The sequence below is a fragment of the Paraprevotella clara YIT 11840 genome, assembly GCF_000233955.1.
GTDB classification, from domain to species: domain Bacteria; phylum Bacteroidota; class Bacteroidia; order Bacteroidales; family Bacteroidaceae; genus Paraprevotella; species Paraprevotella clara.
Genome location: NZ_JH376591.1, coordinates 244480 through 267121, shown reverse-complemented (window position 1 = coordinate 267121; position 22642 = coordinate 244480). Strand labels below are relative to the sequence as shown.

The 22642-nt window shown below is 45.5% G+C and carries 22 protein-coding genes; 9 read left to right on the top strand and 13 right to left on the bottom strand.

Going from position 1 to position 22642, the window contains the following annotated elements; genetic code table 11:
• Nucleotides 1–1249: 1249 nt before the first annotated feature.
• From HMPREF9441_RS04305 to xerD, 4 genes are all read right to left on the bottom strand, one after another.
• Nucleotides 1250–2788 carry a YifB family Mg chelatase-like AAA ATPase gene (locus HMPREF9441_RS04305; RefSeq protein ID WP_008618398.1) on the bottom strand — a complete coding sequence of 513 codons (1539 nt, stop codon included), beginning with the start codon at nt 2786–2788 and terminating at the stop codon, nt 1250–1252.
• A gap of 10 nt (nt 2789–2798) precedes the next feature.
• The gene (locus HMPREF9441_RS04300) at nt 2799–3812 is read right to left on the bottom strand and encodes a TlpA disulfide reductase family protein (protein WP_008618397.1); all 1014 of its coding nucleotides are present in this window, start codon (nt 3810–3812) and stop codon (nt 2799–2801) included.
• A gap of 16 nt (nt 3813–3828) precedes the next feature.
• A complete protein-coding gene (locus HMPREF9441_RS04295) occupies nt 3829–5514 on the bottom strand; it encodes a tetratricopeptide repeat protein (protein ID WP_008618396.1) in 1686 nt (561 codons plus the stop codon).
• A gap of 126 nt (nt 5515–5640) precedes the next feature.
• Nucleotides 5641–6594, bottom strand: a complete 954-nt coding sequence (gene xerD / locus HMPREF9441_RS04290) for a site-specific tyrosine recombinase XerD (RefSeq protein WP_009391920.1) — start codon at nt 6592–6594, stop codon at nt 5641–5643.
• A 49-nt stretch (nt 6595–6643) separates the two neighbouring features.
• Between xerD and aroQ the strand changes: the two genes are divergently transcribed.
• The 9 genes from aroQ to HMPREF9441_RS04250 all read left to right on the top strand — a co-directional run bounded on the left by aroQ (nt 6644) and on the right by HMPREF9441_RS04250 (nt 13270).
• On the top strand, nt 6644–7081 hold the full coding sequence (gene aroQ / locus HMPREF9441_RS04285) for a type II 3-dehydroquinate dehydratase (RefSeq protein ID WP_008618394.1): 438 nt from the start codon (nt 6644–6646) through the stop codon (nt 7079–7081).
• A 38-nt stretch (nt 7082–7119) separates the two neighbouring features.
• Nucleotides 7120–8580, top strand: a complete 1461-nt coding sequence (pyk, locus tag HMPREF9441_RS04280) for a pyruvate kinase (protein WP_008618393.1) — start codon at nt 7120–7122, stop codon at nt 8578–8580.
• A 12-nt stretch (nt 8581–8592) separates the two neighbouring features.
• Nucleotides 8593–9231 (top strand): O-methyltransferase, encoded by a 639-nt coding sequence (locus HMPREF9441_RS04275; RefSeq protein WP_008618392.1) that lies wholly within the window; start codon nt 8593–8595, stop codon nt 9229–9231.
• Between the two features lie 10 nt (nt 9232–9241).
• Complete coding sequence (gene rbfA / locus HMPREF9441_RS04270; protein WP_008618391.1) at nt 9242–9577, top strand: 30S ribosome-binding factor RbfA; 336 nt, start codon at nt 9242–9244, stop codon at nt 9575–9577.
• Complete coding sequence (locus HMPREF9441_RS04265) at nt 9574–10803, top strand: FtsX-like permease family protein (protein WP_008618390.1); 1230 nt, start codon at nt 9574–9576, stop codon at nt 10801–10803. The genes rbfA and HMPREF9441_RS04265 overlap by 4 nt, the downstream gene beginning before the upstream one ends.
• Before the next feature lie 99 nt (nt 10804–10902).
• Nucleotides 10903–11652 (top strand): nucleotidyltransferase domain-containing protein, encoded by a 750-nt coding sequence (locus HMPREF9441_RS04260; protein WP_008618389.1) that lies wholly within the window; start codon nt 10903–10905, stop codon nt 11650–11652.
• Nucleotides 11653–11774: 122 nt separating this feature from the next.
• Nucleotides 11775–11924, top strand: coding sequence for a hypothetical protein (locus tag HMPREF9441_RS18575; RefSeq protein WP_008618388.1), 150 nt, complete (start codon nt 11775–11777; stop codon nt 11922–11924).
• Nucleotides 11921–13033 carry a WG repeat-containing protein gene (locus HMPREF9441_RS04255; protein WP_008618387.1) on the top strand — a complete coding sequence of 371 codons (1113 nt, stop codon included), beginning with the start codon at nt 11921–11923 and terminating at the stop codon, nt 13031–13033. The genes HMPREF9441_RS18575 and HMPREF9441_RS04255 overlap by 4 nt, the downstream gene beginning before the upstream one ends.
• Before the next feature lie 15 nt (nt 13034–13048).
• Complete coding sequence (locus HMPREF9441_RS04250) at nt 13049–13270, top strand: cysteine peptidase family C39 domain-containing protein (RefSeq protein WP_008618386.1); 222 nt, start codon at nt 13049–13051, stop codon at nt 13268–13270.
• Nucleotides 13271–14204: 934 nt separating this feature from the next.
• Here HMPREF9441_RS04250 and HMPREF9441_RS18570 read toward each other — a convergent pair.
• The 9 genes from HMPREF9441_RS18570 to HMPREF9441_RS04205 form a co-directional block, all read right to left on the bottom strand.
• Nucleotides 14205–14408: a hypothetical protein gene (locus HMPREF9441_RS18570; protein ID WP_039864903.1), complete on the bottom strand. Its 204-nt coding sequence runs from the start codon at nt 14406–14408 to the stop codon at nt 14205–14207.
• A 15-nt stretch (nt 14409–14423) separates the two neighbouring features.
• The gene (gene murI, locus HMPREF9441_RS04240; RefSeq protein ID WP_008618380.1) at nt 14424–15269 is read right to left on the bottom strand and encodes a glutamate racemase; all 846 of its coding nucleotides are present in this window, start codon (nt 15267–15269) and stop codon (nt 14424–14426) included.
• Nucleotides 15266–15796: an OmpH family outer membrane protein gene (locus HMPREF9441_RS04235; protein WP_244949608.1), complete on the bottom strand. Its 531-nt coding sequence runs from the start codon at nt 15794–15796 to the stop codon at nt 15266–15268. Before HMPREF9441_RS04235 ends, murI begins: the two co-directional genes overlap by 4 nt.
• A gap of 184 nt (nt 15797–15980) precedes the next feature.
• The gene (locus HMPREF9441_RS04230; protein WP_008618377.1) at nt 15981–16478 is read right to left on the bottom strand and encodes an OmpH/Skp family outer membrane protein; all 498 of its coding nucleotides are present in this window, start codon (nt 16476–16478) and stop codon (nt 15981–15983) included.
• 57 nt (nt 16479–16535) lie between these two features.
• Nucleotides 16536–17051 carry an OmpH/Skp family outer membrane protein gene (locus HMPREF9441_RS04225; protein ID WP_008618376.1) on the bottom strand — a complete coding sequence of 172 codons (516 nt, stop codon included), beginning with the start codon at nt 17049–17051 and terminating at the stop codon, nt 16536–16538.
• An 18-nt stretch (nt 17052–17069) separates the two neighbouring features.
• Complete coding sequence (locus HMPREF9441_RS04220; RefSeq protein WP_008618375.1) at nt 17070–19703, bottom strand: BamA/OMP85 family outer membrane protein; 2634 nt, start codon at nt 19701–19703, stop codon at nt 17070–17072.
• Nucleotides 19704–19716: 13 nt separating this feature from the next.
• Entirely contained in the window at nt 19717–20457 is a 741-nt protein-coding gene (locus HMPREF9441_RS04215; protein WP_008618374.1) for an isoprenyl transferase, read from the bottom strand.
• Nucleotides 20447–21178 carry a type IX secretion system protein PorG gene (porG, locus tag HMPREF9441_RS04210; RefSeq protein ID WP_008618373.1) on the bottom strand — a complete coding sequence of 244 codons (732 nt, stop codon included), beginning with the start codon at nt 21176–21178 and terminating at the stop codon, nt 20447–20449. Before porG ends, HMPREF9441_RS04215 begins: the two co-directional genes overlap by 11 nt.
• A gap of 36 nt (nt 21179–21214) precedes the next feature.
• Entirely contained in the window at nt 21215–22588 is a 1374-nt protein-coding gene (locus HMPREF9441_RS04205) for a DUF6242 domain-containing protein (protein ID WP_008618372.1), read from the bottom strand.
• Nucleotides 22589–22642 lie beyond the last annotated feature (54 nt).

Genomic DNA, 22642 nt, shown 5'->3' with positions numbered 1-22642 from the left:
CCCCCTGCCCGAAAGCAAAGAAAAACAGCCACAATCAATCTTCCCACGCATGGAATACGCAAGATACCTCACAGTGTCGGTATACAAACCAGATTCCTGATTTGCATATATATAAGTATAAAGACTCCTTAGAACGTGTGTGTGTGTGTGTGTTTATAAATAAAATCCACACCTACAAACAAATTTGTATTTTTTACGAAAAAAGAATGCCGTTTCTCTTCCATACGTATTTCCCCCATTCCGGCAAGCTCTCTCTTGTCAGAAATAATGGAAATACTCCCTGGTGTCAGACTTAATACATTCTTCATAAATTCTACTTAAAAATACATCTCCATCCTTTTGAGAAAACCAAAAAGATTTAATCTTACGATGCAAATATAAAGATTTTATAAATACCCTGCAAATAATATTGAAAATTAATAGAAAATATCATATTAATATAGCCCTATCAAACACCCTATATTATATAAGGTGTAGAATCCCCCTGAAAGGAAATGATGAACATTATTTTTAGAAGTTCCTTATTTTCCCTATATTCGAAATACATTTTACCTTCTTATAGAAACTGTCTGACTGATTTAAGCCCACGTTACCATTCCTTATCTCATCCATATATTCAACAGTGTAAAAGACGATTTTTCATAGTCTTTTTTCCGGATTATTTTTCTCAGCAGAATGAAAAAAAGTTCTACTGAGAATGATTTTTCATTCTGCTGAGAACGATTTACCAACCTACAGACAACAAATCACAATAATCTTCTTATCATAAGATATCGATTAAATAAGATTTTACGTATCTCGCCTAAAACACGAAAGGGCGACCTTTTCCGTACAAAACGGGAAAAGCTGCCATCACCAAATTCTTGCGCACAACGTACGCTGAACTCTACTGCATCCCCGTACGCACCCCAACCGAGATCCGCACCGGCGATAGAAACATAAAGACGGCTTATTAAATGTGTGCTACACAAATTTCAGAGAAAAACAAACAAAAGGCTATATATTTAATGCTGTTTTTGTTTTTTATATACAAATATTTTTTTCTAAAAATAAACCAGCAACAGAAAACCACAATCCCTTTGTATTAAGAGGGAAAGCTATTCATCTCTGCTTGCCATCGAACGAAATTATGTCTGGCATACTTCTCTCAAGCAGTTTGCAAAATCATCCTTCATCTTTCAGGATGTACGACAAGGAGCTATCATATAAATATTACAGATTCAAGATTTTCTGTAAAGATGTGTTTTTATCATTCCCCCCAACCGGCGCGGTCCAAATTCCGGTAACCGATGGCTTCAGCTATATGAGCCGGCCCGATGTCCTCCTGCCCCTCCAGATCGGCAATCGTACGGGCCACACGCAAGATACGGTCGTAAGCACGTGCCGAAAGTTGGAGCCGCGACATGGCGGCACGTAACATTTCCGTACCGGCATCGTCCAAAGAAGCGTATTCACGCAACAGCTTAGAAGTCATTTGTGCATTGCAATGCACCCCTTCCTGCTCCGCATAACGCTGTTCCTGAATACGGCGGGCACGAACTACCCGCTCACGGATGGTGGCACTGCTCTCCCCCGGAGCCTGACGCGACAATTCGTCAAAAGACAATGGAGTGATTTCGATTTGCAGGTCGATACGGTCAAGCAACGGTCCCGAAATCTTATGCAAATAACGGTGGATCTGCCCCGGAGTACATACGCAGGCCTTTGTGGGATGGTTGTAATAACCACAAGGACAAGGATTCATGGAGGCCACGAACATAAACGAGCATGGATAAGTCACACTGTATTTGGCACGGGATATATTAATCTGCCGGTCTTCCAGCGGCTGACGCAACACTTCAAGCACCGATCTGGAAAACTCCGGTAATTCATCACAAAACAGCACACCATTATGTGCCAGACTTACTTCTCCGGGCTGTGGGTTGGCACCACCCCCGACCAAAGCTATCTGCGAAATCGTGTGGTGTGGTGCACGAAACGGACGCCGGGCGATGAGCGAGCTTTCCCGCGCCAATTTGCCCGCCACAGAATGAATCTGGGTCGTTTCCAAGCTCTCGGCCAAAGACAGAGGAGGCAAGATGGAAGGCAAGCGCTTTGCCATCATGGACTTTCCACTCCCCGGAGGCCCTATCATAATGACATTATGCCCGCCGGCCGCCGCGACCTCAAGCGCCCGTTTCACATGCTCCTGGCCTTTCACATCCGCAAAGTCAAAATCAAACTCTGTCTGTTGGGCATAAAACTCAGCCCGCGTATCTATTTCGGTAGGCATCAAGCCCCCTTCATCATTCAAAAAACGAACCACTTCGCCGATATGGCTCGCTCCATATACTTTAAGCCGGTTGACCACGGCTGCCTCACGGACGTTCTGCCTGGGCACAATCAAATGCTCGAAGCCCATTTCACGAGCCTTGATGGCTATAGGCAAAGCCCCTTTCACCGGTTGCAAACTCCCGTCCAAACTCAACTCGCCGAGCATCATCGTACGGGACAACTTGTCAGGCCTCACCTTTTCGTCCGTCGCCAAGATACCGACAGCCAACGGCAAGTCATATCCCGCTCCCTCCTTACGGATATCCGCAGGAGCCATATTGACCACAAACTGTTTCGAGGGGAAACGGTATCCGCTGTTTTCTACTGCCGCCACAATACGCTCGTGGCTCTCTTTTACCGCATTGTCCGGCAAGCCAACCAAAAAGAACTTGATGCCCCTTGAAGCATTCACTTCAATGGTAACGGGTATGGCAGAAAGCCCCCGGACCGATGCACCATAAACCTTTACCAACATGACGACCTGTTTATCGCGGTTCAAAAAGTTTCTTGATTTCCGGCTCTATATCCTTCTCGTAGGAGGCACCGGCAGCAAGAACCTTGCCGTCCGCTCCGGCCAACAGGTAAAAAGGAATGGAACGGATACCGAATTGTTTGACCAAAGGACTGTTCCACGACTGAAAGTCACAATAGCTCGTCCACGATACACTGTCCATACGTTCTATTCCCTTACGAGCCGCGTCATTTACATCCAACGAGATACTGACGGCCTCTATTTTACCCTGGTTCCCTTTCAACATCCGTCTGACACGAAACGTTTCGGCTCTGCTCCGGCCTTCCCACGAAGCCCAAAAATGAACCAAAAGAGGCTTCCCCCTGTAATCGGAGGCCTGTACCTTCCTGCCATCTTCCAACGTAAAACTAAATTCGGGTAACGAACTGCCCTTTTTCAAAAGCCGACCTCGGTTTTCTACATCGGACTGCCAACTTAACAGTTGCAAATTGTCGGGCTGAGCCTTGCACAATGCACGATAGTGTTTTTTTACGTCCCCTTGCGAAACATCGTCATAGGACAAAAAATACTCCTTAAATAAAAAAACACTTACGGGCGATGAGGGTGACTGCGCGATGAAAGCAGCAGCGGCCTCTCTTGTGCCGGAAAGCCCCTTGTCTTTATTTTCCAAACGAAAAGCTGTCAGTTCCTCATTCGGCTGACTCCCCTTTACTTCCACACTTTTCAAGTTACGGGCATCTCCCTTAATCGTAATTACGTCGCCCGAGGCGCCGAAAATAACCTGTTCGGACAAGTTGGGGTATAAAAGATAATAAATGGCATGGTCTCTCAAGTCCGTTTCGTAGTCGAACTGTCCGTCCTCAATCTTAATGGTATCGAATCCGGCCGTACCTCCATCATTACTATATATATAGAATTCACCCTGCCGCAGGTGTTCGAATTCTCCTTTCAACCGAAACCGGCCTTCGGATCCTCCACAACTGAGCAGGGTGAATGCGATCAATGTATAGAGAATAAATCTCTTCATTTAAAAAATTCGTCGATTACAAACTTTCAACTGATGATTTGTATTCTGCAAATTCAAGATCTTTGGCTGCACGGCTCTTCAAAGAAGAATCCTTGCTGACAGCATCCTTCAAATTCGTGTTCACACCGGCTGCGTCATTTGTACGGGCAGCTACAATAGCCAACAGATATGAAGTATAAGCATCCTTATTAGCCACACCGTTCAAAGTAGACTTGGCAGCAGCATAGTCCTTGTTCAGAATCTGAGCCAAAGCTGCCGTGTTGCTCTTCACACCGTTAGCCGCACTGGCAGCCTGCTGATAAGAACCCTTGGCAATATTCAAAGCCGCATTAGCTTCGTTGAAACCATCAGCACCCGAAGCCTTACCCATGTATGCTTCTGCATCTTTCACGTTACCTTTGTTCAAAGCAACTAAAGCAAGGTTGGCGTTTACTTCACCGGCATTGCCCTTCAAAGACTTAGCCTTGTTGAAATAGTTTTCAGCAGCACTCAAATCACCTTTTTGATATGCCAGCATACCGAGGTTGTTGTATGCACGGTAATCGTTGGGATAAAGCTGTGAAGTCTTCTGATACCAAGCTTCCTTGTTGGACACAGAAGCCAAGTTTGCACCATAAAGCAATTCCTCTACACTCAACTTAGAAGCATCGCTGCTGAATTGTGCAACGATCTGCTCATCGCTACGGCCGATGATTTCATAGTTCATCGTCAAACGTGCACGACGCAATTCGGGAAGAATTGTCTCGGCCAATTCCTTGAATACGGCAGACATATTCTTGATCTGAGCTTCGCGTTCTTCGGGATCCTTATACATAGAGAGCACGCGCAAGATAACTTCCTTGTCCTGAATGTTGCTCTGTGAAACCAATTCCTGGAAACCGTCCCAGTCCTCAGCAGTATACTTCGTATCCACTTCGGCAGTCATCTTATTGGCCTTCAATTGCTTCTGCAAATAACCTTCAGAATTGTCCTGACGCTGTTCAGCCAAACGAGTATTCAGGTCGAGAGCACCATCGGGAGATGCGTATGCAGACACTTCGATGTTCTTCAAAGCCTTTGTCTCTTTCTCGTCGTTGATTTGCTTCATCATTGCGATGAATTCCTTCATATTCTCGGAGTTCAACTCAGAATCGCGCAACTTAGCCTGCTGGATCAAGAACTTGATGTTAGCCTCTTGCTTTTCCTTGATGATACGCTGGTAAGCATCCGCAGCCAACGACGGACGTACGGAAGCCAAAGTGTTTTGCAACAGTTGAGAAGTCGCAATCACGCCATAGCCTACCTTCACTTCGGGCACAGATACCGTCTTCTTACCTACCTTTGCATCGAATTGCAGGTAAAGATCGGACTGCTGCATAGCCGGAACAAAGTCAAATATAGACTTCATCGTATAAGTGCCACCTGCCTTGTAAGCGATAGTCTGGTCGTTACCTTGCACTTTTTCGCCCTGGAACGTAGCACTCTGTCCCTTAGCCTCGCCGCCTTCGTACTTCAATACCGGAGTCACCGTTACCACGGCTTTCTTCTTCATATACTTCTCGGGAAATTTACCGTCGATAGTGGCAGGCACCTGACCGGCAATCGCCTCCAACGGGGTCGGAGTCACCGTAAAGTTGTCGGCAGAAAGTTCGCCTAACTTCTTGCATGACGAAAGAGCCGCAACGGCAGCCAACGACATGACTAAATAATAATTTTTACGCATACTAACACTGTTTTAATTAATAGTTCCGGCTGCAAAGATACAAATCTTTAATAGACCGTGTTATTTTTAACTTTAAAATATTGCAAAAAAAACGCGTATTATACCATATTCAACCCTCTTCCGCCTTTATTTTGAAGAATCGTCACGAATATTCCGTGGATGATGTTCCATGATTTCCCGCCGCAAACGGCTTCTGTCGATATGGGTATAAATTTCTGTCGTGGAAATACTTTCATGCCCCAACATCGCTTGTATAGCCCTCAAATTTGCCCCTCCCTCCAACAAATGAGTAGCAAAAGAATGACGGAACGTATGGGGACTTATCTTTTTTTGAATACCGGCCGCGACTGCCAATTCCTTGACCCAATAAAAAATGGTAATCCGCGACAAGGAAGCCCCCCGCCTCAGACTTAAAAAAACAAAATCTTCATTTCCCGGTTTGATATGAATAAGATTCCTACAAAGGAACCAATTCTCCAATTCGCGTACGGCACGACCGGAAATGGGAACCAAACGTTCTTTCCCTCCTTTGCCTTTCACTCTGATAAAGCCCTCTTCCAAAAACAAATCGGAAATCCGAAGCCCGCATAACTCACTTACCCGCAAGCCACAACTGTAAAGCATCTCCAGAATGGCACGGTTCCGTTGTCCCTCCGGCTGGCTCAAGTCTATACCTGCTATCATGGCATCTATTTCCGCCACCGTCAGAACTTCCGGCAAATGACGTCCGATTTTCGGAGATTCAAGCAATTCCGTTGGGTCTTGTACGATTTCTTTCTCCACGTATAGGAAACGATAAAATGAACGGATTCCAGACAAAATACGTGCCATGGAACGAGGCCCGATACCGACATCTGCCAACTCTGCCATAAACTGATGTAAATCGTCTACCGAGACAGTCCTGAAATCCAATCCTCCTTCCCAAAGAAAGCCTAAAAGTTTTCTTAAATCTTCGGTATAAGCATCCAATGTATTTCCTGAAAGCCCTCTTTCCAACTTCAAATACTGGTAATACCTTCGTAATAGTGCTTTCGAGACCTCCCCACCTCTATTATAAGACGTTTTTTCGCTGTATTCCATTCTTTTTTTGTATTTTTGCGGCACGTTTTCTACAAAATTATAGAAAAAGATGAGAATACAAATCATAAATGGGCCAAATATCAACTTACTGGGCAAACGAGAGCCCGGCATATACGGTGCAGAATCCTTTGAAAGTTATTTAGAGAAGCTGCGTACGGCCTATCCCGATTTGGAAATCGACTACTACCAAAGCAACATCGAAGGGGAGATGATTGACAAAATTCATGAGGTAGGATTTGAAGATGCAGGTATTATTCTGAATGCCGGTGCCTACACCCATACATCCATAGCCCTGCAAGATGCAATCAGAGCGGTTACGGCTCCGGTCGTGGAAGTACATATCAGTAACGTGCACAAACGGGAAGAGTTTCGCCACAAATCCATGATTTCATGTGCTTGCTTAGGTGTTATTTGCGGCTTTGGTCTCGATTCTTACAGACTGGCGGTCGAAGCACTGTTGCACTGTCGGAAAGACTCAATAAAGTAGAAATAATAGGTATTAAATTTAAATAAGGTATAAAGATTATGATGTTGAAAAAGACGAAGATAGTCGCTTCCATATCAGACTTGCGCTGCGATGTGGACTTTATCCGCGACCTTTTCAATGCCGGCATGAATGTAGTACGTATGAATACTGCACATGCCAGCCGGGAAGGTTTCGAGCAACTAATAGCCAACGTACGCGAAGTATCCAATCGTATCGGCATATTGATGGATACGAAAGGACCGGAAGTGAGAACCACCAAAAATGCCGAAGATACTACCGAATATAAAACCGGCGACCGGGTCAAAATTATCGGTAATCCGGAAAAAGAGACCGTACGCGGTTGTATTTATGTCACTTATCCGAACTTCGTAAACGACTTATCCGTAGGTGCCAAAATCTTGATAGACGATGGAGACCTTGAACTGAGAGTAACGGATAAGGATGAAGAAGCTTTGTATTGCGAAGTATGCAACGATGCGACACTGGCCAGCCGTAAAAGCGTGAACGTACCGGGCGTGCGTATCAATTTGCCGTCTCTGACGGAAAAAGACCGCAACAACATCCTTTACGCCATCGAAAAAGACATAGACTTCATCGCCCACTCTTTCGTTCGTAACAAACAGGACGTATTGGACATCCGTGAGATTCTGAATGCATACGGCAGCGACATCAAGATTATCGCAAAAATCGAGAATCAGGAAGGCGTGGATAATATTGATGAAATTCTGGAAGTGGCGGACGGCATCATGGTAGCTCGCGGAGATTTGGGCATCGAAGTACCCCAGGAACGTATTCCGGGCATACAACGTATCTTAATCAAAAAATGTATCTTAGCCAAAAAGCCGGTTATCGTAGCCACACAAATGTTGCACACGATGATCAACAATCCACGTCCGACACGGGCGGAAGTCACAGACATCGCCAATGCCATCTACTACCGTACGGATGCCCTGATGCTGAGCGGCGAGACGGCTTACGGCAAGTATCCGGTAGAGGCCGTGCGCACGATGGCTACCATCGCGGCACAGGCTGAAAAAGACAAACTCGAAGAAAACGACATCCAGATTCCGCTGACACCGGAAAAAACCGACGTCCCTTCATTTTTGGCAAAATCGGCTGTACGTGCCAGTAATCTGATGCCTATCCGGGCTATTATTACAGATAGTTTCAGCGGCCTTACGGCGCGTTCCCTCGCGGCCTACCGTGGAAAATACCCCGTCCTGGCCGTATGCTACAAAGAAAAGACCATGCGCCATCTCGCACTTTCCTACGGGGTGGAAGCTATCTTCATGCCGGAGAAAGCCAACGGACAAGCGTATTATTTTGCAGCCCTTCAAAAATTGCTCGACGATGGTGTCCTTTCGGAAAACGAAATGGTGGCCTACCTGAGTGGCGGTAAAAAAGGAACTCAAACTTCATTCCTCGAAATCAACGTTGTGGGAGACGTGTTGAAACACGCCATGGAATACGTACTGCCCAACCGGACACGCTATCTCTAATATCTACCGAATATGCAGGAAACGGACCGGTTGGACCAATATATCCTCGAACATATCGACGAGGAAAGCGAATATCTGAAAGCCTTGTATCGGGACACGCATGTAAAACTGCTACGTCCCCGCATGGCTTCCGGACATTTGCAAGGACGTCTGCTCAAAATGTTGGTCCGCATGATACGTCCCCGGCGTATTCTGGAAATCGGAACTTACAGCGGCTATTCAGCCCTTTGCATGGCAGAAGGCCTTGAACCGGACGGTCGCCTATACACCTTTGAAATCAATGACGAACAGGAGGATTTCACCCGACCATGGATAGAGAACTCACCATACGCCTCGCAAATAGAATTCATCATCGGCGATGCTCTGAAAAGGGTTCCGGAAATGGGACTCACGTTCGACATGGCTTTTGTGGACGGTGACAAGAGACGCTACACGGACTACTACGAAATGATTCTCCCCCGCCTCGAACCGGGCGGCTATATCTTGGCCGACAATACCTTGTGGGACGGTCACGTATTAGAGCCTCCGCCCCATAAGGACGCACAAACGCGGGGTATCATGGATTTCAATAACCGAATAGCCGCAGACTCACGTGTGGAGAAAGTCATCCTACCGTTACGTGACGGGCTGACCCTCATCCGCAAAAAATAAAATAAAGAATATGGAAACAACCAGACAAAACAAAATCTCCCGGCTGATACAAAAGGAACTCAGCGAGATTTTCATGCTGCAAACCAAGGCGATGAAAGGAGTATTGGTTTCGGTAAGTGCCTGCCGCATCAGTCCGGACCTCAGCATCTGCCGCGTGTACCTGAGCATATTTCCGAGCCAGCAAAGCGAAGAAATCGTGAAAAATATAAATGGCAACATGAAAGCCATCCGTTACGAACTGGGGACACGGGTACGCCATCAGTTACGCATCATCCCCGAATTGAAATTCTTCGTAGATGACTCTTTGGACTATATCGAAAACATCGACAAGCTACTGAAAGAATGAACTTCCCGTTCTACATCGCACGACGATACCTGTTTTCCAAGAAATCGCACCATGCCATCAATATCATTTCTGCGATTTCAGTATGCGGTGTAGCTCTGGCCACCATGGCATTGGTCTGTACGATGTCCGTATTCAACGGATTCCAAGACCTTGTCGCTTCATTTTTCACAGCCATCGACCCACAGCTAAAGGTCACGCCATCCCAAGGGAAGACCATGGCCGCAGACGACCCGAAACTCACAGCCCTAAAAGCCTATCCGGGAATCAAAATCTACACGGAAACGTTGGAAGACCATGCATTGGTTATTTGTGGTGAACACCAAGCCATGGTAACCATCAAAGGAGTAGACGACAACTTCGCCCGAATGGCAGACCTGAACAAACTGCTTTATGGAGACGGTACGTTTACTTTACATGCAGATGTTCTGGAATTCGGAGTGTTGGGCATACAATTGGCCGCACAATTAGGACTGGGAGCCAGTTTCGACACTCCCTTAAAGGTTTACGCCCCCCAAAAGGGAGAGCGGGTGAACCTGTCCAATCCTACAGAAAGCTTCACACAAAGCGAATTATACTCACCCGGTGTGGTTTTTGCCGTGAAACAGGCCAAATACGATGCCGGTTACATCCTTACCTCCCTACGTTTTGCCCAGGATTTGTTCGGGCAACAAGGACGTGTTTCCGCCATAGAATTGCAACTTCAGGATGGTGTGGACATCCGTCAGGCACAAACCGACATCCAAAAAATATTAGGTAACGGATTTACGGTAAAAGACCGCTACGAACAGCAGGAAGACGTGTTCCGCATCATGGAAGTGGAAAAGCTCATCGCTTACCTGTTTCTTACGTTTATTCTTTTAGTAGCCAGCTTCAACATCATCGGTTCCATCTCCATGCTGATTATAGACAAGAAAGAAGACGTGCGTACCCTGCGCAATTTAGGGGCCAAAGACAACCAGATTATCCGTATCTTCCTATTTGAAGGGCGCATGATATCCGGCTTCGGAGCTTTAATCGGCATCATCGTCGGGATTGCCTTATGCTATCTGCAACAAACCTACGGACTTATCACTTTAGGCAACTCTTCCGGAAGTTTCGTCGTAGATGCCTACCCCGTCAGCGTTCACCCCTGGGATGTCGTCATCGTATTCTTTACCGTATTGCTGGTCAGCTATGGTGCATTATGGTATCCCGTAAGATACCTGAGCAAAAGGTTGCTCGACTGATTCTTACCATGAAAAGGCTCAATTCTCTTTTCACAGAAAGAATCATAGCGGCCACATACCGCTTCTATCCCCATTCCATAATTAAAGGAATTATGCTTTATGCTTACGGGGAGTTATGCCGTAGGAGAAACACGAGCTGATTCAGACATTGATGTAGTATTGCTTTCCGAACTTTCAAACCGACAAACAACGGTATTGAAAACCACGACGGAGGATTTGGAATTCACTTCTTTTGGGCATGGAACTTCATACCCCTACCCAAGCTGCTTTTACGAAGGGCTGTATTTGGGTGGCCAACTGCTGTACGATGAATTGGCAGACGTGATGTCCATGTTGTCCAATTTGGCTATGAGGTATTGGGGAAAGGAAGCCGAAAGCCGTCGATTGCTGTTGGCCTATCGTTTTGCATATTATTATCTCCACGATGTTGTGCCTAAAAAGGACATGAGGACGTTTTTGGTAGATACCCAGAGTCGTTTAATGCCCGAAGTGTTAGACACCAACGGCATATATAACACTCGCCAACTTTTGGCACGCAAACGCAAACTTTTGACCTGCATGGATAAAAAATACAATGAGCAGAAAGAAGAATTATTATCGCTTGTGGGACAAAAAGAGGTCCTTTATCCTGAATTAGACAATATATTAAAAGACACATGTATAAACCTCAAAAAGGTTTTAAATAAAAGCAAAGAAAAAAGCTCTGATTTCCAATCCTTTCCAACAGAAGGGCTCTCCTTGTATTACTATTTATTCATTCACTCATTAGGAGTTTTACTATTAAACCCTCATGAGAAGTTCGGAATAATTTATAATATATCGAGATTGTTAGACAACAATTGTCTATAGGAACGAAAAATATGTTTTACGATACTTCTCATACTTTTTTCTTATTTTTATTTTGAGCCTAGTATGATTTTATTTACGTTTGTAACGTGATAGATTAAATTAGTAACTATAAATCTAACATCATGGAAAAGAAATTGGAAATATTAAAATTGTCCATTCCTGCAATCAGTGAATTAAGTGCCCGTAAGTTGTTGGGTGGTGACGGATACGGTTTGGAAGAAGAACCCACTTATGACAGATGTGATACAATTAGATTCTGGGAAATAAAATGAAACAGCTATATATTATTATAATTTGGTTTGCGGCATTCAATATTGCAGCGCAAGAGGCATTGGAACTTCACTTAATATATCGTGAATATGATGACACCTACGGTTATGAAAACAATTTGGGAGATACAATAATCCCTTATGGAAAATACATGTGCCACATTCCATATCGCACATTAGGCTTCATCAGCAAACCTAAGGAAAAAGATATTATAGCCATCTCTCCTTCAGGGACAGAGCTATTTAAAGTTTTCCAGTACGATAATGATCCGGACTACCTTTCAGAGGGTGTTTTTAGAATGATTGGGAATAACAACAAAATGGGGTTTGCTGATACAACCGGACATATAGTCATTCCTCCACGTTTTGATTTTGTTACCCCATTTAAAAACGGACATGCCTTCTTTAACACAGGAGGACGCAGTGTACCTGTAGACAAATCAGGGGAGTACCACACGATAAACGGAGGCCGTTGGGGAGTGATAAATAAAGAAGGGAAAGAAATTTGTCCGGCTTTACTTGATTCTGTACCATTGAAATACAAGGGAAAACAAACAGAAATTATATACCAAAAACAACGAATGACACTCGACAAAGCCATGTTTATTATAAAAAAAGGATTAAAAAAGAAAAAGGACAGTTTAATAAGGCAAGAGAAATACAATGACAAAACCATAATATGGGAAAATCTATCAACAAAAAATGGTGCGTGTACATATGTTGCCGAATGGGGAACTCTTGAAAAAGACACTAAGGCAGGTAACTTATCCGTAGAAAAATATAAGGAAAGAAAATATCTACAAGACAGTCTGGTTATAACCGAAATCAGAAAAATTAAGCAGAATATCTCACAATATATAACCGATGATAACATAATCCGATTAAGGAATGAAGCTCAAAACAAGCATACTATTTTCTATATAAGTGTAAAAATAGATAGCATAGGAACGGTAACAAGCGTTAGAATAGTATCATCTAAAAATATATTAGTTTTACTTTCGGCAAAGGATGTGTATGCAATAAGCCTTTTTTTGAAGCAGAGTATCTTTAAAAAACCAAGAGAATATGATCTTGATTCAATATACTTTTCTTTTGCTATTACCGAGATCTGATAAATAAAATACCCCATGTTTTTCCATAAGAACTTTCCTCATACCCGTCAATTGGAATCCAAAGATTGCGGCCCGGCATGCCTGCAAATGATATGCAAATATTACGGAAGTTTCTATGAACTGGAGTTTTTACGTGAATTAACAGGAATAAGAAAAGAAGGAATCTCGGTCTATGATTATGTGGTAGCCGCTGAAAAGCTCGGCTTGAGAAGTCAAGCCTTCAGCATGTCATATTAGAAGTTCAGAAATGAAATGCCCTTACCTTGCACAATACATTGGAAGGGCATCACTTTGTCGTGGTTTATAAAATCACATCAAAATATATCTATGTTTCAGCCCCCAAACAGGATTGGTAAAATATACCCTTAGGGATTTTGCACAAGGCTGGTTGGGGCATTTGGAACCTGTACCCAGAAAAAATTATAAAAGGGGAATTTGCTCGACTGACGGATCTACATAACTGTACTTTCCATCTTACCAAAATCGGCAAAAATACCAAGGTATACTTTATACTTTTGACATTTCTGCTTGATATTCACTTACAGGGCTTTTTTATAACCGATTTCTGGTCTCAGAATCCGTCTTCCCTACTTTACACTTGCTGGCAACTATATCAAAAGATGCAGGAATATTCAGTAATGTCCCTGTAGCATACAAAAACGACAAAACAATCTGCGCCAAATGATTTCCCATTCTGCTGCAAACGATTTCTCAATCTCCTGAGAACGATTTTCGGACATACTGACGTCCGTCTTACGGGCTTTGCCATGCTGAAAACCGAATCAGGAAAAAGCATGGACAGCCATGGGAAAGGTTCACCCTACTCTACCTCCCACAAACTGTTTTTTTTGAAAAAAGGTTCGCTTCCTTCAGACCTCTTCTGTACCAACGTTTTAAGGTGAACTTTCTACCGTACAATCCTTCACCGGGATTTCACCGGAAAACGGACTGTCCGCATGAAACTGTTTTTAACGAATTTGCAGTTGTATTGGTTTTCAATATGTTACGGTGAAGGGTTTGACAAAGGCTTTTTCATGTCGTATATTTGCAGGTGGAAAACATAACAGAAAACACAAATCCTATGGACTTCAAGAAGATTGCATGCACCGCCATAAGACGGTGGAATGAAAAACGACATACGGACAAAACAGCGGATACCCGTCGTACTACCTTACCGGAAACCCAAAAACCTCAACCTGCGCAAGGTGTACCGACGGCACAGCCGGTCCCTGCCGCACATCACCTCCTTCATCGGCACGTCCTCGTGCAAAGTGCTTTCCGCCCCTTCGGGAAGCCGCAGGTTCATCTGCGTACTCGTGGAGCATCCCATCAATACATATACATTATGGAAACCGGTACAGAGTGTTGGAATCATAATACCGAAAAAACATTATTCCAACACCACGCGTTCGGCTTCCACATGCTGACGAAGGAAAATGGAAGCCGACTCCATAAATTTGTCAGGACTTTCCGTGGTCAGGAAGCGGCACGTGCCGCTTTGCGTACACAACGTTTCTATTTCCGTATGACGTTGCAGGTAATCTTTCAGGCTGTAGGCCACGTACTCTCCCTGGGGGACGATACGCACATTACGAGGAGTGTATTTCAGAATCTTGTTCAGCAACAAGGGATAATGCGTACAACCCAAAATAATGGTATCTATCGCAGGGTCTTTCCGGAGCAGGTTGCCGATGCGCTTTTCCACAAAATAATCGGCTCCGGGTGAATCGTATTCGTAATTTTCCACTAATGGCACCCACATGGGACAGGCTTCCCCACTCACGACAATGTCGGGATAAAGTTTCCGGATTTCCAACGGATAGGAACCGGAACTGATGGTACCCGATGTGGCTAAAATTCCTACGTGACGGCTATGGGTTATCTGCCCGATACATTCCGCAGTAGGACGGATGACGCCCAACACACGACGCGTCTCCCCCTCCATTTGCGGAAGGTCGTTCTGCTGAATGGTTTTCAAAGCTTTGGCCGAAGCCGTATTGCAAGCCAATATCACCAGATGGCAACCCAAGTCGAAGAGTTTCTGCACGGCTTCACGCGTAAACTCATACACGACCTCGAACGAACGTGTCCCGTACGGCGTGCGGGCATTATCTCCCAAATAAAGATAATCATACTGCGGCATCAACTGGCGAATCTCATGCAAGATGGTCAGTCCGCCGTAACCGGAGTCGAACACTCCGATAGGCCCCGGCTTTTCAGTTAAAGCAACTTTCATGGCTCGACACTAATGGGCAACTGAAGCTTTTCTTTCACATAGTTCGTCACATCGTCGGCCACCGCAGGATTGATAAAAGGACAGGTATTGCCGTCCGTATTGATAATATAGGCATACCCTCTTTCTACCCCTACGGCACGTATGGCTTCGTTCAACAAGTAAAGCATGTCGGCCTGCAGATCCTTTTCCGCCTGCACGAGCAACTTCTGCGACTCTTCCTTGAAACGGATACTCTTGGTCAACAGGTCTTGCAGTTCATGCTGACGTTTCAACAAGATATTCTCCGGAAATTCTTTCTGTCCTTGCAGGAACTCTGCAAACTTCCGCTGGAACTCTTCCTCACTCCGCTGGGCTTCCTTATCATATTTAGACTTCAAGTCTGCCAGCTTTTGCCGGGAAACCTCATATTCGGGCATAGCCTGAAATATGGCATTGTAACTCAGATAACCGAATTTGCCCTGCGTAGTCTGCGCCTTGACGGCGAAAGGCAACAACAAAAAAGACAGACACAAGACTAACTTATTCATTTTTCGCATCATGAACCGCATATTATTAACCGTAACAAAGTTATTCATTTTTATGTTCATACCGATAAAAAACAGTCTTTTTTTCTCGGAAAACAGAAAAACACGATAGAAAATAAAAAGGCTCCTCCGGCTGGCATTTCGTACTGCCGGAGAAGCCTTTGTATGAAAACAGGGAATATTCCGCTTATTTCAAGCCCAACTTTTGCTTGATGTCTGCCGTCACATCCGTACTCAACGTCGTGCTGATATAAGGAATACCGGCTGAAACGTCCATGATATAGACATAACCGCCCTCTGTTCCTATCTGCTTGATAACACCGAGCATCTTGTCGGAAATAGCCTGCATCTTCTGCTGTGAAGTTTCCTGCAAGGACTTTTGATTGTCCTGATAGCTCTGTTGGATACGGTTATACAAATCTTGCAATTCCGTTTCGCGACGCTGTCTTACGTTATCCAACAGGTTCGCTTTCTCTTTTTCGTACTCTTCCGACTTCTTTTTCAGCTCGTCCTGCATGCGTTTCAGGTCGTTCTCATACTGAGCCTGAAGCTGCTGGATTTCGGTCTGAGCCGTGGTGTACTCCGGCATGAGTTGGATAATGGCACTTGAATCGAAATGGCCAAACTTCTGTGCAAAGATGCTCATCGGTACGAGCAACAATGCCATTAAAATCACTTTTTTCATCTTATATCTCTATTTTTTATATTATTATTTTTTTAATTGCTTGCAAATGTACGAATGTTAGTTGGAATATCCTAATTTCGTCAGGACTTCATTGCTTATATCTATCTTCGGAGATGCAAAAATGATACCGGTATCGGACGCACGGTCCAAAATCAAAGAATATCCTTTACTGTCCGAGATGTCTTTCACTGCATTGTATATCTCATCCTGGATGGGTGCCATCAGGCTTTCACGTTTCTTGAACAGCTCACCTTCCGGACCGAAATATTTCTTCTTCAATTCGGCCGCCTCTTTTTCCTTAGCCACGATCTCTTCTTCTTTCTTGGTCTTCTGCTCCGTGCTCAGGAAAACGGCCTCACTCTGATAGTTCTTATATAAGGTTTGCGCCTCTTCCGTCAATGCGTCCACCTCGGCCTGCCATTTTTTGGAAACCTGGTTCAACTGCTCGCTGGCACGCTCGTATGCCGGAATATTCTTCAAAATATACTCCATGTCGACCAACGCAAACTTCTGCGCCATTGATTGTGCGCCCATTATCATGAGCAAACACAATAAAGTGAATAACTTTTTCATCTTTCTTCTGTTTTTAAATTAGAACTCTTGTCCCAAAATGAAATGGAACTGACTTCCGCCATATTGTTTAGAACCGAAGACATCATCGAAACCGTATGCCCAGTCGATTCCCAGCAAACCTACCATCGGCAAGAATATACGTACACCGACCCCGGCTGAACGTTTCATGTCGAACGGATTGAAGTCTTTCACGCTCGACCACGCATTACCGCCTTCGATGAAAGTCAACGCATAGATGTTCGTTGAACCTTGCAGCATGAGCGGATAGCGCAACTCCAACGTGAAACGGTCGTAGGCATACCCCGTATATCCGCTTGGCGTCAAAGAACCGTTGTCGTAACCGCGCAAACCGATAGTTTCGGTGGCGTACGTCGTAGAGTAACCGGACATTCCGTCTCCCCCGACATAATAGGTCTCAAACGGTGACTTCTTATATTTATTGTAAGCTCCCAACAGTCCGAACTCTATGCGTGTCATCAACACCGGACACTTCACCATACTGCTCAAGGCCGTATAAGTACGGAGTTTGAACTTCCACTTGTGATATTCGATCCATTTGTACTTCTCCTGCATCTCCCGGTCATAGCTTGCACTTTGGTAATTGTTCGCCAAGTTCTTGTAGTCCTTGTTGTCAAACAAAGAATACGGGGGCGTCAATCCTACGGACAATGTAAACTCCGAACCGCGACGGGGATAAATCGGATTGTCCGTGGAATTACGGGATAAAGCCAGATTCAAAGCTATATTGTTGCAAGAACCATTCGAAATAAGGAAATAGTTCCAGTCCCTCAGGATGTAACGCTGATACGAGAGGTCTGCCGACAGTTGGAAATAGTCGTCCGGCCAACGCAAACGCTTACCCCATCCCAATGACACACCAAACAGTTTCACGTAAGAATCCGGATCGAGGAAATTCTCGTAATAATTGGAACCGCTCGTACCATAACCATACAGATAATTATAGTAGCTGTTGTAGTAAGAGGAGTTGTAATAGTTATCGCTCACGTCAGTCTGCTTAGAGAAGAAAGCCGAGAACGACAAGGCGTTAGGACGCTTGCCTCCGAACCACGGGTTCATGTAGTTGACACTGTACGACTGGTAGTACTGTCCGTTTGTCTGTCCGCTGATACTAAACGTCTCTCCGTTACCCTGCGGCAGGACTCCCCGACGAAGACCGCCCTTCGTAAATAAGTTGGCCAGACAGAAATTCGAGAACTTCAAGCCGATTTTTCCAATCACACCCGTCTGTCCGTAACCTAATGAGAACTCGATTTGGTCGTTCGACTTCGACACCAATCCCCAATCAATGTCCACCGTACCGTCCGACTGAGAAGGAACGACCTTCGGGTCAATCTGTTCCGGATCGAAGTGCCCCATCGAAGCGATTTCACGAAAAGAACGTTCCAAAGCCTCTTTGCTGAACAAGTCGCCGGGTTTGGTACGCAATTCCCGACGCACCACGCTCTCGTACACACGGTCGTTACCGTTGATGGCAATATGACGTATCGTAGCCTGCGGTCCCTCGGTAATACGGAGTTCCAAATCAATCGAGTCGCCGTCGATATTCACTTCCACCGGATCCAGTCGGTAGAACACATATCCGTTATTATAATAAAGATTACCCACGGCATCTTCATCAGTCGATGTACGTTCCTCCAGTTTCGTCTGGTTATACACATCGCCTTTCTTCATGCGGAGCAGGTTATTCAGGGCCGTCGTGGAATAAATCGTATTGCCCACCCATTCTATATTGCGGAGATAATACCTTTGACCTTCTTCCACCTTCACGTACACGTCCACCGTCTTCTCATTATGAGGCGTCACACTGTCTTCCAGAATCACGGCATCACGATATCCCAGCTCGTTATACTTCTTTATCAGGTTTTCCTTGTCTTCCTTGTACTTCTCTTCTATAAATTTCTTCGTACGGAACCAACTGCCGGGACGTCCTTTTTCATTGGTTTTCTTGAAAACGCCCGGAACGAACATCGTTCCTTTTATCTTCTTCGTACTCAAAGCATGGTTTCCCTCAATCGTAATGGAGTGTATCTTCACCTTTTCTTTCTTGTCGATACGAATATCCACAATGGTCTTGTCCGGTGCGGTCACATCGTCTCTCTGCAAAATCTCGATTTCGGCATTCTTGTATCCCTTTTCATCGAAATACTTTTTAATCAAGAACTTCGCACGGTCTATCATGTTCGGAGTGAGCTGGTTGTCTTTCAACAAACCGATGCGGTTTTCCAAATCTTCACGCTCTCCCTTTTTCACACCGCTGTAATTGATCTGCGATACACGCGGACGCTGTGTCAGCTTGATGCAAAGGTAGACCTTATCGCCCACCACGCTATCCGCTTCTATCGAAACATTCGAGAACAAACCGTTACGCCAGAAACGCTTGACGGCATCGGTGATTTCCTCCCCGGGAATGTTTACTTTCTGGCCGACCGTAAGTCCGGATAACCCGATAAGCATATAATCGTCATAGTTCTTTGCTCCCTCCACGGAAATTCCTCCGATAGTATAGGAACGGGGAATACGGGAATATTCTACGGTTGGCTTTACTTGTTTTTCTTCCGTTTGAGCCTGCACGGATGGAAAACCCGTACCCAATATTAATAATGTAAGACAGATGCTCTTTACTGTTTTCATACGTCGGTGTTGCTTATTTTATAGCCACTTGTTCACTGGTCTTGCCAAATCGGCGTTCCCGCGATTGGTAGTCCGCAATAGCCTTGCGGAACTCGTTCTCATCAAAATCCGGCCAATAGGTATCACAGAAATAAAATTCCGTATAGGCACATTGCCATAACAGGTAATTGCTGATACGGTATTCGCCGCCTGTACGGATCAGCAAATCCGGATCCGGCATAAAACGAGTAACCAGATGGGCTTCTATGGTCTCTTCCGTAATCTGGGACGGCAACAAGGCACCTGCCTGCACCTCTTCGGCTATTTGCCGCATAGCCTGCGCCAATTCCCAACGGGAAGAATAGCTCAATGCGATGACCATCGTCATCTTCTCGTTCGCGGCCGTATGCTGCATACATTCTTCCAAACGCACCCGCACGACTTCCGGAATGCGAGACATGTCGCCAATCACACGGAAACGGACGTTGTTCTTCATGAAAATCTCATCTTCAAGATGGTCGAGAATCAACCCCATGAGTGCCGCAATCTCGGGTACCGGACGATTCCAGTTTTCTGTGGAGAACGTATATAAAGTCAAGTATTTGACACCTAATCTGACGGCTTCCTCCGTAATCTTTTTCACGGTTTCCACCCCCTCCTGGTGTCCGGCCGTGCGCGGCAACCCTTTGGCTTTCGCCCAACGCCCGTTACCATCCATAATAATGGCCACATGGCGAGGAATACGCGCAGCGTCTATTTCGTTGTTAAAAGACATATTTTATATTATTACAATTTACACACTTAGGGAACAAATCATAAGTGACCGACAACATCGTAAACGAATAGCAGTCCTTGTTCTTAAAACCACCGCTCTTCACACCGTACGGATCGTGAAGTATCACCCCATCCATATTGGATACATCCAAACGGTCTGTTGTCGTAAAACGCATGCTCCATTCGAACCCGATATTCAACCGGGGCCTTACCTTAAACTTGACTCCGACTCCCACCGGGATGTTGAATCCCGCATCGGTCTGTACCGGCTTGGGCGCCAATGTCAGTCCGGCTCCGATTAACATATAAGGAGTGATACGACTGTATCCTTCGTAACCGCGCCCGATACCGTATCCCCAGAAGTTAAATTCGAACTGGGCACCGAAATCTATCACATTGCGCTTAAAATGCGCCACGCCAGGCCTGCCTCCGTCTGCATCACCGCTTCCGGCATTCTCGGGAAAGAAGTCTTTCCCCGTCTCACCCGATATATGCCCCAAAGCCAAATTCCCTTTTATCGCCATACGAGGATTGAAGATGTAGCGCGCCACAACACTTCCCATGGCTCCCAAATGAGCAAACGGCTTGCTGTTGGCATCGCCCAAATAAAAGCATCCGCCTACGCCGCCGCCCAATTCCATCCGGTAAACGTCATCCTGTGCCTTGCCCTCCCAAGGGAAACCCAACCACAATAGAAACAGTATTACCAGAATTTTCTTCATCCCCGTTGTATCTATATTTGAGTCTGCCCGTCTGAATCAACGGTCTTCAAATCCCAACTGATTCAACCGTCCGCGCCAAACCTCGCCGCCTGCGACAAGCCATACACGGTATTCGGCATCCACCGCGACAGACATCAACACATCTTTTCCTTCCAAATTGCCGGGCAGGACGTAAACCCCGTCGGTTTTCCAAGTCACCCCGTTATCCCGGCTCACATACATATTGTCGAAAGCCTTATGGGCCGTCCCGTCCAGTGACTTACCGCCCAAAGCCAACAACACCTCATCGTAACGTATGAGATTCAGGGATTGCAAACGGGGACAAGCGTAATGATTGTCCGGCGCGGCATTGAAATAAGCCCAAACAGCCGTTTCCTGCCCTGCGGCCAGACTATGGCTCCACACCATAGCCGCCTCGTCTGACGGGTAATCATTCATACTGCGGTTGCCAATCCACAACGTCCTCTCCAAGCCATTCTCTTGCGTATAAGATACAGTGGCAAAATCCTGTACCGGCAAGAAAGCCGGAGTTTCGTCCAAAGCTTCCTCAAGCCATAACGCACCATCGGCCGAACGATAAACACGCCCGTCCGAAAGCGCATAAAGATGCGTCTTGTCGGCCACCAACAAACGTACGCTACGGTCTGCCGTACAAGCAGTCCAGTTCAGTCCGTCTTCCGAACGCATCAACGTTCCGTCCACCCCGCTCATATACAATGCGTCTTCAAACTCCGTCAAAGTAACCACATCGGCCGTTGCACATCCCGAAACCGGCTGCTCGGTCCAATCTTTCCCGTCCGACAAAGCTGCCGTAAACACGCGTACGCTTCCGTTTTCCTTACTGTAAAGCCACACGCGTCCTTTCCACACCACCGTTTTTACTGCTTCCGCAGCCGACCATACGGCCGGTTCTGCTACCTTTTCCCAAGAAAACACTTCTCCGTCTTGTTGGTGTACATTCACCTGCAAAGTATAATCACGGCTTGCCGAATAGTCGGGCGAATATACCCGGAAAGTCAAAGGCGACGTAAAATCAATCGAGTCCGAAGTAGAATAAGCCTTCCATGCGTCCTCTCCCTCGGATACCTTCTTGTACACCACGGTTCCTGAAGATTCCACAGTGGCCAATACGGCTTTCACATCACTGTTGACAGGAAGAGAGTCCTTGTTGGCTATCGTCCCGTCTAACTGATTGACCGTCATGGGAAAGTACAAAGCACTATAAGAGATGGTATAAGTGGTATCACGCCCGGCAGAGTTTACCGTAGTAATCTGTCTCTTTACATTCCCCAACGTGAAACTGCTGATATAACAATCGGTACTCAACACAACCTCGTCGTCGTCCTTACACGAGCATATCAATAACACGGAAAGCACGGCTAAAGACAATGACAATATGGATTTCTTCATAAATCTATCAATACAATATTATTTATCAAGGTACAAAAGTACGCACATTTTTTA